The 13414-nt window shown below is 37.9% G+C and carries 11 protein-coding genes; 8 read left to right on the top strand and 3 right to left on the bottom strand.

The annotated features are described in order from the left end of the window. Positions 1 to 93: 93 nt before the first annotated feature. Positions 94 to 2133: a UvrD-helicase domain-containing protein gene (locus L3V46_RS17390; protein WP_004722749.1), complete on the bottom strand. Its 2040-nt coding sequence runs from the start codon at positions 2131 to 2133 to the stop codon at positions 94 to 96. 465 nt (positions 2134 to 2598) lie between these two features. After that, positions 2599 to 3249, bottom strand: coding sequence for an OmpA family protein (locus tag L3V46_RS17395; protein WP_004722751.1), 651 nt, complete (start codon positions 3247 to 3249; stop codon positions 2599 to 2601). A gap of 382 nt (positions 3250 to 3631) precedes the next feature. On the opposite strand from L3V46_RS17395, the gene L3V46_RS17400 reads away from it, so the two are divergent. The 6 genes from L3V46_RS17400 (at position 3632) to L3V46_RS17425 (ending at position 8162) form a co-directional block, all read left to right on the top strand. Next, a complete protein-coding gene (locus L3V46_RS17400) occupies positions 3632 to 4549 on the top strand; it encodes an acyltransferase (RefSeq protein WP_004722754.1) in 918 nt (305 codons plus the stop codon). 87 nt (positions 4550 to 4636) lie between these two features. After that, positions 4637 to 5638, top strand: coding sequence for a hypothetical protein (locus L3V46_RS17405; protein ID WP_085942769.1), 1002 nt, complete (start codon positions 4637 to 4639; stop codon positions 5636 to 5638). A 140-nt stretch (positions 5639 to 5778) separates the two neighbouring features. After that, complete coding sequence (gene minC, locus L3V46_RS17410; protein ID WP_004819387.1) at positions 5779 to 6498, top strand: septum site-determining protein MinC; 720 nt, start codon at positions 5779 to 5781, stop codon at positions 6496 to 6498. 66 nt (positions 6499 to 6564) lie between these two features. Beyond that, positions 6565 to 7377, top strand: coding sequence for a septum site-determining protein MinD (gene minD, locus L3V46_RS17415; RefSeq protein ID WP_004722761.1), 813 nt, complete (start codon positions 6565 to 6567; stop codon positions 7375 to 7377). A gap of 2 nt (positions 7378 to 7379) precedes the next feature. Next, the gene (gene minE, locus L3V46_RS17420) at positions 7380 to 7652 is read left to right on the top strand and encodes a cell division topological specificity factor MinE (protein WP_004722763.1); all 273 of its coding nucleotides are present in this window, start codon (positions 7380 to 7382) and stop codon (positions 7650 to 7652) included. Between the two features lie 222 nt (positions 7653 to 7874). Beyond that, positions 7875 to 8162 (top strand): PA4642 family protein, encoded by a 288-nt coding sequence (locus L3V46_RS17425; protein WP_004722766.1) that lies wholly within the window; start codon positions 7875 to 7877, stop codon positions 8160 to 8162. 357 nt (positions 8163 to 8519) lie between these two features. Here the strand turns inward: L3V46_RS17425 and L3V46_RS17430 are convergent, their stop codons facing one another. Next, a complete protein-coding gene (locus tag L3V46_RS17430; RefSeq protein ID WP_004722767.1) occupies positions 8520 to 10124 on the bottom strand; it encodes an isocitrate lyase in 1605 nt (534 codons plus the stop codon). A gap of 625 nt (positions 10125 to 10749) precedes the next feature. On the opposite strand from L3V46_RS17430, the gene L3V46_RS17435 reads away from it, so the two are divergent. Then, entirely contained in the window at positions 10750 to 11739 is a 990-nt protein-coding gene (locus L3V46_RS17435) for a LysR family transcriptional regulator (protein WP_004722769.1), read from the top strand. A gap of 128 nt (positions 11740 to 11867) precedes the next feature. Then, a complete protein-coding gene (locus L3V46_RS17440) occupies positions 11868 to 13196 on the top strand; it encodes a hemolysin family protein (protein WP_034610998.1) in 1329 nt (442 codons plus the stop codon). The last annotated feature ends 218 nt before the right edge of the window (positions 13197 to 13414 follow it).

Here is a 13414-nt window from a genome sequence, read left to right on the forward strand (position 1 = left end):
CCTTGATTTAATAAAGCTGTTAAAGGTTCTTCTATGTCTTTCGATCTGTTTAAAAGCAAATCGAAAGAAAAATAAAAGAACTGATTTAAAAAATTAACGTTTTAATAACGCTTTTAAGTTTTGTAAATATTGCTGTGCCTGTTGTTTAGGATCAACATTTTCAGCTAATTTTTTCTTACGCCCTAACCAATCCAACTCATCTTGTGGTAATTCATCCAAGAAGCGGCTTGGGGTCATTTGTTTCATTTGCCCACCATTTTTACGCTGCTCAGCCAAAGTTAAGGTTAAGCCTTGTTGTGCACGGGTAATACCTACATACATTAAACGGCGTTCTTCTTCGATCGTTTCAGCGGCAATGGAGTTCTTATGTGGCAGAAGCTCTTCTTCTAAGCCCATAATATAAACAAATGGAAATTCCAGACCTTTAGATGCATGTAATGTCAGCAGGTTGACCTTATCGGTGTCTTCATCTTCCTGCTGTTGCTCAAGCATATCCAGCAACACCATTTTACGAATCACACTTTCAATGTTCTTTTCATCTACATCTTCAGCACGATTGATTAAGCTTTGAATACTGGTATAGAGCATCTCCACATTATCAATCTTGGTTTTTTCTTGTGCAGGCGTTGCCGCAGTTTCACGTAAATAATCGATATAGCCTGCATCATTCATCATTTGACGAATTTTAGGAACAGGTTCATCGTCATCTAACAATTCACGAGTGAAATCATTGATAAAGCCAGCAAACTCAGCCAATTGTGTGGTGGCCTTTTTCGGCATTACCATAGTTAAGCGTTGATCACTTGCCGCAGCCAACAGTGATAAATGATTTTCTTGGGCAAAAAGACCTAACTTTTCAAGTGTTACAGGGCCAATTGCACGTTTAGGCGTATTGATAATACGAAGGAAAGCACTGTCATCTTCAGGGTTGATGATGATACGCAAGTAGCTCATCACATCTTTAATTTCTGCCCGACCAAAGAAAGATTGACCACCAGAGAGCTTATATGGAATCTGCATTTGACGTAGCTGAGTTTCCAATACACGTGCTTGGAAATTTCCGCGATACAACACCGCATAATCTTTCCAGTTTTTGCCATTCATCAATTTATGCGTGAGCAGGTCTTTTACTACACGTTCAGATTCATCATCATCATTACGACAGGTGATGATTCGAATGACTTCACCATGGCCTTTATCACTCCACAACTTTTTATCAAAAATGTGTGGGTTATTTTCAATGACATGGTTCGCGGCTTTTAAAATACGACTGGTAGAGCGGTAGTTTTGCTCCAGCTTAATCACTTTTAAATTACGAAAATCTTCTTTGAGCAATGCCATATTTTCAGGCTTTGCACCACGCCATGCATAAATGGATTGGTCATCATCGCCTACAGCGGTGAACTGCCCCATCACACCGACCAATAATTTTACCAAAATATATTGCGCGGTATTGGTATCTTGATACTCATCCACAAGTAGATAGCGAACCCGGTTTTGCCAGCGATCACGAACTTCAGCATTGTCTTGTAAGAGACGTGTTGGCATTACGATCAGATCATCAAAATCTACAGCATTATAAGCCCGTAAATTTCGCTCATATAATTGATACAAGTGGGCAAACTGCACATCTTCTGGTGTTTCACAAGTCGTATGTGCTTGCTCAGGCACAATCAAATCATTTTTCCAATCTGAAATCTTTTTCATGGCTTTAGCAATCAATTCTTTGCTTTCAGCACCCGATAAATTATCACGATGCATCAAGTCCATAAGAATACGCTTACAGTCATCGGCATCAAGGATTGAGAAATTATTTTTAAGTGGGGTATTTTTCAGCTCAATTCGTAATAAATTTAAACCAAAGGTATGGAAGGTTGAAACCGAAAGCCCTTTGCCCTCTTCTTTGCCCAATAGCTTACCGACACGTTCTTTCATTTCACGTGCAGCTTTATTGGTAAAGGTCATTGCAGTAATTCGATGTGCAGGAATCCCACACTGTTGAACCAAATATGCAATTTTTCTTGTAATTACTGAGGTTTTACCTGAACCCGCCCCTGCAAGTACTAACAAGGGTCCTTGAGTATATTTCATGGCTTCAAGTTGCTTGTCATTCAGTTGACTTGCTTTCGACATTGTTCATCCTCTAAAAACTTCGAGCTCGATTATAGTCATCTAAAGTAGAGTTGCAAAATGCTTAATTTGAATTTTTCCAATATAAAAACCAGATAAAAATAATTTCAGTTAAATTCTGCTTTAGTTTCAAACCTTCTTATTTCAATACTCTATTTTGTTATGAGTTGTTGTTATTCAGTTGGCTGGTGATCAAGTGGCTAAAGCATAACCAAAAACTATTCCCCCAAAGCCATCATAACGGCTAGCAAATAGCAGCAAGAAGAAAGACCGTTATAGCATCAACGCTGGTTTTAATGATAAAAAATCTGAATCGCAACCTTAAACAGATTGATGCGGTTTAAATAAAAGTTTGGAGCATAAAAAAAGGAATCATAGCGAACCATGACTCCTTTTCAATACGTTAAACTCAATACCTTCAACTAAAAAAATCGTTACTGTTGTTACGATTTCTTAGTTTGTCAGATATTAGTTTGCTGCATAAATGCTGATTTCAACACGACGGTTCTGTTCACGACCCGCAGCAGTTGAGTTATCTGCGATTGGGTTTTGTGAGCCATAACCTTGAGTATCAATACGGCTCGCTACACCTTTACCTTTAAGGTAGTTTGCAACTGAATACGCACGGTTTTGAGACAATGGAATATTGATTGAATCATTACCCGTATTATCTGTATAACCCGTAACAAGAATTACACTCTTGTTATCTTCCATTAAAGTTTGAGCAACTTTATTTAAAGTACCGTAGAAGTTCGGCTTAATTGTTGATTTGTTGGTATCAAACGTGATGCTACCAGGCATAATTAAAGCAACAGAACCATCTGGATTACGGTTAACTTCTACACCAGTACCCTGCATTTGTTGGCGTAATTTCTTTTCTTTATTGTCTAAATAAAGACCAGTACCCGCACCTAAAAGCGCACCAATTGCTGCTGCACGATTGTTTTGTGCAGATGAGTTTGCATTACCACGAGACAAACCATAGCCCGCTGCTGCACCGATCAAACCACCAATAGCAGATTTGTCGTACTCCATACCACCGATGTTATTACCAGTTGTTTGACAGCCAGAAAGTACTAAAGCCCCTGCTGTAAGTGTTGTAATTAATAGTGCACGCATTGCATGCCTCCAAGTTGTGTTTTTTGTTAGCTTAATTTTGGTATAAAAAACAAAGCACCACTATAGGCGTTTTGTTAACAATCACGTATTTTTTTACATTTTGTAATATTTACAATGAAATTTACAAAAGTGATCATCATAATTTATACATAGTCATTAAATGTGTCTTTTTTAATTGCATTGTAACGACTATATTTAGAGTCTGTGGACAATTCGTCTATGTTTACAACGATGTATATTTTTTAGCGAATACGAGGCAGCAAATCCGAAATCTAGTTATGCTAAATCAAGACTAACATGATTTTTCAAGGCCGCAACGTGATAGTAAAAAATATCCTAGTCGCTTGAACTGGCACTCACAATAAATCATTAGGACTGTTCTATGTCATCTCAACAGCAGAAGCAACCTATTTTAAAAAAAATTACGAAAGGTTTAACCGTTGGCTCAGTGATTACTGGTAGTACTTTTTTTCACGGCCCGCCTGTTTTAGCTTTAGGCTTGACCAAATTATTTAAAAAGTCAAAAAAGGTGGATGAAACCAATATCAACATCACCAATAGTTGGTTAAGCGTCAATAATTGGTTGATTGATCATGTTCTTCCAGAAACACAATGGGACATTACCGTTGATGAAAACTTGGATTTAAATATGCAAGGTCGTTATTTAATGACCTGTAATCATCAAAGTTGGGTCGATACCACCGTAAACCAATATTTTGGCCTAACACGCATGCCACTCACCCGCTTTTTCACCAAATGGGAACTGATCTTTATACCGTTTGTCGGGCAAGCCTTTAAGATTCTGGGCTTTCCGATGATGAAACGCCATACAAAAGAGCAGATTGCAAAAAATCCTGAACTCAAAACACGTGATATGGAAGAAGCACGTAAAGCCTGTGAGCAGTTATTAAGCCAGCCTTTTACGCTACTCAACTATCTTGAAGGAACTCGCTTTACCCCAGAAAAACATGCTCAACAACAATCACCTTTTACCAATTTACTTAAACCTAAGGCTGGTGGACTCGCACTCGCTTTAAGTATCTTAGGTGATAAGATTGATGCACTGGTGGATATGACCATTGTGTATCCAGATGGTGCACCTGGTTATGGCGAGTTTTGGTTAGGCGAAGTCCCTCGAATTGCAGTCAATATGCGTAAAATTGAGATTCCTGAATGGGTACTGGGCGGCAATTATGAAGATGATGCAGAATATCGCGAACGCTTTCAAAACTGGGTTGATGATTTATGGACTGAAAAAGATCAACTGATTAGCACCATAAAACAAAAATATAACCACTAACTTTCAATTGAAGAAAAACCACAGAATAGGATGGATATGACAGAGCAAGTTCCACCACTCGAAAATAGTACAGAAACGAAAAACGATATGTCACGAGGATGGTGGATCGCTTTTGGTTATGACATCTTTATGATGTTTATTATCATCTTTAACTTATTCTGTTTATGTGCCAATGCTTTTTTAATGAGTAATTTTGGTGACTGGCTTTTCAATGAAATTCATTTACCGCAAGTTTTACAGTATTACAAAACCGATCTGCACCCATGGGTGATTAAAACCGAAAGCTGGTTTATTACCTTTTTGATTGTTGAATTGGGCATTCGCTGGCTCATCGCAATCATCAACAAACACCATGCGCGTTGGTTTTTCTTTCCATTTATTCACTGGTATGAAATTTTAGCGATTATTCCTTATTTACGTTTTTTACGTTTAATTCGGGTCGGTATTATTGCTTACCATTTTCATGAGTTAGGTTATAAGGTCATTCCCGACAACATTCTAAAACGTGTGCTATTTTATTATCGGGTGGTAATGGAAGAATTGTCTGACCGCGTGGTTATTACAGTCATTGACGGAATCAAACATGAATTAGATACAAGTTCCAGTCATAAGAAAATCATTCATGATTTGATTGACCATCATAGAGAGCGTTTTGCACAAACCTTAGCGGAAGTCTTACAAGAGTCTTTAGCCACTGAATTAAAAGCACAAAGTCATGTGATTAGCCATAATGTTGGACAGATTGTACGTCAAGCCATTGAAGATACTCCGCAATTGACTCAATTATTGCGCATGATCCCAATTGCAGGCAGTATGATTGAAAATCAGATTCAAAATATTGGGCAACAGTTAGGTGAGAATATTACCCAAGGATTGGTGGAACCTTTCACTGAAGGCAATTTACACAATCCAAACGCGACCTATCAACTAATTTCAACCAAATTAAGCCAGTTAAATATTGAAAATCAGAAGCTTGAAGAACTAGTTGAATCTGTAGTCTATGAAAGTTTAGAATCGTTAAGGAAACAAGTGAAAGTAAAACAATGGCAGCTTGAATTAGAAAAAAATGATCAAGTAAAAGATGAGTGATTCAAAGAATAAGCAATTCATTGAAAATATTTGTATCTTTGCTAGAGAAATCATTCAATATGTTCTAGCATTTGCCCTATTTCACAATTTTTGACGCTTAGATAGAAAAATTTAGGTCACACGCCTTTTAAGGAATAATTATGGCTGATATACGGATTACAGGCAGAATGGTTAATTTTACCCGATTAACCTTCGATACTAATGATCATGATGCCATCCGCCAGCAATTAACTTCAATGATGAGTGAAACCTCTTATCAAGGGGCTTTGGTCATTATTGATACCACAGTTGAACAAGAGCTTATTGCCCTGATTCAACTCATTATCAGTCTAGATTTACAGCCTATGGCTGTGATTGATGGTTTATTGGGTGATCAAGCACGTGCAATTCAATTCCCAGTCTTGCCTGCCGATCGTCCTTTGCAACGGATTAAACCGACGAAAGAACAAGTGGTTGAAACACCAGTAAAAGCACCCGCTGTAGCAACACCAAATGCAAGCGTAGATGCGCCTAAAACATTGAGTCATGTAACCTCATATCATGATGAAATTTTAAGAACTGGACAATGTCTGGTTCAAGATCATGGGGACATCATACTGAATGCTGGTATTAACAGTGGTTCGGAAGTGATTGCTTCAGGAAATATACATATCTATGGCAGTGTTCGTGGTAGAGTCATTGCAGGTGCAGGTGGTAACACCATTGCAAGAATTTTTTGTCATTCACTAGAAGCCGAATTGGTTTCTATTGCAGGAACATATTGTGTGGCAGATGACATTCCTCAAGATGTCATTAAAAAGGCTGTACATATTTACTTGAATGACCAGCAAGAGCTAGTGTTTGAAGCTTTGCAATTTTAAGGTATAAATTAACACCATATAAAACTCGTTTAATCGGGTAAAATGACCATAACAGGAGTGGATTCGGTGGCCAAAATTGTTGTCGTTACATCAGGCAAAGGTGGCGTAGGTAAAACTACGACGAGTGCATCTTTTGCAACAGGATTAGCCCTACGTGGTCATAAAACTGTTGTGATTGATTTCGATGTGGGTTTGCGTAATTTAGATTTGATCATGGGCTGTGAACGCCGCGTGGTGTATGATTTTGTTAATGTCATCAATAACGAAGCTCGCTTACAACAAGCATTGATTCGTGATAAAGATATTGAAAATCTATATATTTTACCTGCATCACAAACCCGTGATAAAGATGCGTTGAGCGATGATGGTGTTGCTCGTGTAATCGATGAGCTTTCGCAAGAGTTCGATTATATTATTTGTGACTCACCTGCGGGGATTGAGCGTGGCGCGATTTTAGCCATGTATCATGCAGATGAAGCAATTATTGTAACAAACCCAGAAATCTCTTCTGTTCGAGATTCAGACCGTATTATTGGTATGCTCGACAGCAAGACGAAAAAAGTAGAAAACAACGAAGGGCGTGTTCGTAAGCATTTATGTATTACGCGTTTTAACCCTGAACGTGCCGATAAACAAGAAATGTTGACCATTGATGATATCTCAAAAGATATCTTACGTGTACCAACTTTAGGCGTCATTCCAGAGTGCCCTAGCGTACTTCAGGCATCGAATGAAGGTAAACCTGTCATTCTTTACCAAGAAGCATCTGCTGGGCAAGCATATGATGATTTAGTTGCGCGTTTCTTGGGTGAGGAACGTCCTTATCGACATATTACAGTGAAACCTAAGGGTTGGTTAGCACGGTTATTTGGAGCGTAGAAATGGCAGGATTTTGGAGTAAACTTTTTAGCAATGATGACAAACCATCTAGCGCCCAAACTGCTAAAGACCGCTTAAAAGTTATTGTTGCTTCTGAAAACGGTTTGGGCAAACGTTTAAGCCAAGACAAGATTGACCAAATGAAGAAAGAAATCATGCAAGTGGTTAATCGTTATGTCCGTGGTGTGGATGAACAGCATATTCAAATGCAAGTTCGTTCTGAAGCCAACATTGAAATGTTGGAAATGAATATCAATTTACCTGAAGAACGATAATTTCATTATTGATTAGTCAAGTGAATTGATTCAGGGCAAAATATAAGGCAGAGTCAAAAAGCATTGCTTTTACTCATGAAATATATTTTGCCCTTTTTATTTTAGATTTTTTTCAGCTAAATATTGTATTTATCCTTATTAAACAAAAGCTCAATAAGGTTTATATAATGCTGCAAATCAATCATTTGATTTAGAATTATTTTATTTTGAGGAGATGCTGTTATGGCACTTTCACAGCCAGCAACGTTCAATGAAGAATGGTCAGACGAGCGTGTATTTGCCTACTTAGATCAACTTCCTCCTGAAGGTACTAATACAGATTTTCATGTACTTTATCATGCATTTAAACATATGCGTCCGTTTGACTATGAACGCTTGTTGACCAAGTTTGTTGCTGATGGCCGAGACATCAATGCAACCAATCCTGAAGGTCAACGTATTCATGATGTGATCGCAGAGTATCCGCGTCAAAAAGAAGGTTTCTTAGACGTATTGGCTAAGTTTGCTTAACGACTAAAATACGCGAATAACACGATACAACTCAATATTGTTAATCAATAAATGCCTGATGAATTTCATTGGGCATTTTTATTTTATATAACCCTCTTTTTCTCAATGTATATCTCAAGGCTCTCTAACGTAGAGTCATCACTATTGAATACAATAATTTAAATACTTATACACATCAACATGAATAAACTTTGCTAAAATCCGCTATTTGATTCAGTCTTTAACGATGTTTTAACATCATCCGATCTCGATTTAATTCAAACAACAATATGCTGTGTAAACTAAATCCTACAGTTAACTTATCATCTACCATAAAAAAACCCAGCTTACGCTGGGTTCTTCGAATCAAGTCAGTGCTTAGTGAGCAGCGAATTGGTTCATTGTGTTTTTAGCATCGTCATGCGCTTTAAGTGCATTGTCACCAGAGAAGATTTCTTTGTGATCATCACCGATGTCAGAACCCGCCATTGCTTGGTGTTTAACACAAGCGATACCACCACGGATTTCTTTACGTTGTACGCCAGCAACATAAGCCAACATACCTTCAGTACCGAAGTAACCTTGTGCAAGCTCATGAGTAGAAAGCGCAGCAGTATGGTAAGTCGGAAGTGTAATCAAGTGATGGAATACACCAGCTTCACGAGAAGCATCTGCTTGGAATGTACGGATTTTCGAGTCAGCATCAGCAGCCAATTCAGAAGCATCGTACTCAGCGCTCATTAATTTAGCACGGTCATAAGCAGAAACGTCTTTACCTTCAGCAACCCAACGATCGTAAGCTTGTTGACGGAAGTTTAGAGTCCAGTTGAATGATGGGCTGTTGTTATAAACAAGCTTCGCATTTGGAACTGTTTCACGTACACGGTTAACCATGTGTGCAATTTCTTCAACGTTTGGAGTCGCAGTTTCGATCCAAAGAAGATCTGCACCGTTTTGTAAGCTAGACACACAGTCAAGTACAACACGGTCAATTTGAGTACCTTCACGGAACTGATATAAGCCAGAAGCTAAACGCTTAGGACGGTGTAATTTACCATCACGTTTAATCAAGATTTCATCTTCTTGAGCATCAGCAATGTCAATTTCAGTTGTGTCTAAGTAGCTGATATATTGAGAAGCAATATCACCTGGCTCTTTAACCACTGGGATTTTTTGAGTCAAGTCAGCGCCTTCAGAGTCAGTACGCGCAACGATGATACCGTCATCAAGACCCATTTCTAAGAATGCATAACGTAATGCATGGATTTTAGAGATAAAGTCTTCATGTGGAACAGTTACTTTACCAGCTTGGTGACCACATTGTTTAGCATCAGATACTTGGTTTTCGATTTGTAGTGCACAAGCACCAGCTTCAATCATCTTACGTGCAAGTAAATAAGTCGCTTCTTCGTTACCGAAACCAGCATCGATGTCCGCAATAATTGGCACAACGTGAGTTTGGAAACCGTCGATTTGAGCAGTGATTTCAGCAGCTTTAGCAGTATCACCAGCTTCGTTTGCTTTTTTAAGTGCACGGAATAAATCGTTAAGTTCTTTCGCATCAGCTTGACGTAAGAATGTATAGATTTCAGCGATTAAAGCAGGTACAGAAGTTTTTTCGTGCATAGATTGGTCAGGAAGTGGACCGAATTCTGAACGAAGTGCAGCAACCATCCAACCAGAAAGGTAGATATAACGTTTGCTTGTAGTACCGAAATATTTTTTGTTCGCAATCATTTTTTGTTGTGCAATGAAACCATGCCAGCAACCTAAAGATTGAGTGTATTTGCTAGAGTCAGCATCATATTCAGCCATATCACGACGCATGATCGCAGCTGTATATTTAGCGATATCTAAACCAGTTTTGAATTGGTTTTGCATTTGCATACGCGCAGCATCTTCTGGGCTAATATCGCGCCATGTGCTTCCGAATTTTGCTTTTAATTCACGGATTGCATCAATCGCTGTTTGGTATGTAGTCATGATATGTTCCTGTAATAATATTAGGATTTCATCAATCGAAGAGCTAAATCCACTCGGTATTTGTTTGTACAGATTTAGAACACTTCGTTGTTATGGTCTTAGCTTAGATTGACTCCTCAAATTAATCCAATATTCTGAGTTAATTTTCAGTATTTATTTAAAAAATATGTAGATCAAAGTCGTATTATAATTATATAAGAAATCTCTAAACCTTTAATTTATAAAATCTTACACAAAATCCACTCATCTATTTTTTGCTTAAATAGCAGACAATTTAATGATTTTATCGCTATTAGACTTAAGTCTGAGCTTGTAACAAAAAAACCAGAACTGGATTTTTTTGATATAAAAATACTCTGAATGATCAATAATCACACAAAGTATAATCGCCGAATTCATCCATTGAGAAACAATGCTGTTGCTCAAAAATCTGCTGGTATTGATGTATAATGAGGAGATTAGGATTTATTCAAGCATGCATCTCAATTTAAAACCAAGACAATAAATCTTGATCCTTCTATAACAATAAATCGCCTGCTGTTTTTTTATCTACTTTTTACACAAAAGCATTTCCTTATGGCATAATCCCCTGTGATTTCTAAATTTTATTTTCGGTATTTTTTTTATGAATCTGGAGCGGGTCGATCTCAACCTCTTAATTTACCTTGACGTTCTTTTACGTGAAAAAAATGTGACTCGTGCTGCTGAACAGCTTGGTGTTACCCAACCCGCAATGAGTAATATTTTACGTCGTCTTCGTAATTTATTTAATGACCCTCTTTTAATTCGTTCTTCTGAAGGTATGACACCAACAGAACGTGCTTTAGAATTACAACCCCGCATCCGTGACGCACTGTCTGATTTATCGATGATTTTGGAACCTCGTACTGAGTTCCGACCTTATACTTCAAACCGTGTATTCCGTATTATGACCTCTGATTATGCCGAAGCGACACTTGTTCCTCGTCTAGTCAAAGCGTTGCGCTCAGAAGCACCGAATGTTGTACTCGACTTTTTAACACCAAGTGACGTGTCATATCGTGACATGGAACAAGGTAAAGTTGATTTAGCCATTAACCGTTTTAATGAAATCCCACAAAGCTTTCACCAAGTTTTAGTATGGCGTGACAGTTTCTCTTGTCTACTCAACAACAAACATCCCGCTTCGAGTAATTTAAATCTTAAAAGTTATTTAGATGCGCAACATATCTGGGTATCAAAAACAGGTATGGGGGTCGGTTTTGGTGTGAATCCTGAGAAACAAGCAGGATTGGGTTGGATTGATCAAGCTTTAGAGCGAATTGGTCAAAAGCGTAAAATTTCAGTCTTTACTCGTCATTATCAAATGCCAGCATTGTTGGCTTCAAATGTCGATTTGATTGCAACATTACCAACCCGTATCGCCCGTTTACAAGCCAAAAGCCAAAATTTACTCATTAAAGATCCGCCTTTTTATATTCCAGAATTTGAATTAAAAATGGCATGGTGCCCGTTACTTCATCATCATCCTGCACATCGTTGGTTACGCCAATTGATTCTTTATGTTGCACGTCAAATGATTGAAGAAGAAAATCGTGAATTTATGCAAAATAATTCGCATTTTTCTCAATATTAATAGGAATTTTCTTAAATTCTTATCATTTCAAGCTTATACTAATTCCAGATCGGTAGTGTGTTACTCACTACCACCCCCTTTTATGTGTTAAAAATATCTCATAATAATGATGATCCATAGGTGGATTCGTGAGCCTGTTCCAGAATATCCTAATCATCGCTGTCCTCATCGCAGGAGCTGGTTTTTTATCTTTAACTGAAATCGCCCTTGCAGGTGCGCGTAAAGTTAAACTCAAAATTCTTGCCGAATCTGGCGATGAGCGAGCACAAAAAGTCCTCGACTTACAGCAAAACTCTGCCGATTTCTTTGCCGCATCCCAAATCGGTTTAAATGCTGTTGCTATTCTTGGCGGTATTTTAGGTGAAGGTGCCTTTCGCCCTTATTTTCTTGAATTTGTCTCACGTTTCTATGTCGGAAATTGGACGGAAACCATTAGCTTTGTCCTCTCATTTACTTTAGTCACTTCACTGTTTATTCTTTTTGCCGATTTAATGCCAAAACGTATGGCAATGATTGCACCGGAAAAAATTGCGGTTTCAGTCATTAATCCCATCCAGATCTTTATCGTGGTCTGTAAACCCTTAGCTTGGTTTATCAATGCGGTGGCTAATTTGTTGTTCCGCTTGTTTAAAGTCAATACAACACGTGAAGACAACATTACCTTTGATGATATTTCAGCGGTGATGGATGCAGGTGCTCAGGCAGGTGTTTTACAAAAGCAAGAACATCATTTTATTGAAAATGTATTTGAACTTGAAGAACGTAATGTTCCATCTAGTATGACCCCACGTGAAAACGTGGTGTTTTTTACGTTAAAAGAACCAGAAGAAAGTATCCGCCAAAAACTGGCTGAATACCCTTATTCAAAGTTCCTGGTTTGTAACGAAACCATTGACCAAGTGATTGGCTATGTAGATGCCAAAGATATTTTGGTACGTATTCTGAATAATCAAAAAATTAATCAGCTACACGAATCAACCATTCGTACAGTATTAACCATTCCTGACTCATTGACCCTTTCTGAACTTCTTGACCGCTTCCGCTCAAGCAAAGAAAAATTTGCGGTGGTATTTAATGAATATGCACTTGTGGTTGGTGTTATTACCCTGTCAGATATCATGATCACTGTGATGGGCGACTGGGTTACACCAATGGATGAAGAGCTACAAATCATTAAACGGGATAACAACTCATGGTTGATCGATGGGAGCACCCCAATTGAAGACATGAAGCATGCTTTAGCCATTGATGAAATGCCAGATGAAGAAAACTATGAAACACTGGCAGGTTTTATGATGTATCAGTTAAGAAAAATTCCCAAACCAGCTGACACGGTGATTTTTGGTGGTTATAAATTTGAAGTGGTCGATGTAGATCATTTTAAAATTGACCAGCTACTAGTCACTCGATTACTTGAAAAAGCAGAACCATCAAGCTCAGAAGATTCTTCACAGTAAGTTTCTTTAGCGTATTTAAAGCTTAGCAATCACCTTGCTAAGCTTTTTTTATGCAAAGCAGTGCTTCAATATTAAAAGTCCCAGAGCGTCTTTGATTAGATTATGCGCTTTTGATTTATAAATTTTAAAAATATGAAAATTAACATGAACTCAATTCTTAAAAACCAAAAACAACAATATACTTACAATTCAATATCTTATATTTTATAACCATTTTG

It is taken from the genome of Acinetobacter sp. AG3 (genome assembly GCF_022343575.1).
Lineage (GTDB): Bacteria > Pseudomonadota > Gammaproteobacteria > Pseudomonadales > Moraxellaceae > Acinetobacter > Acinetobacter guillouiae.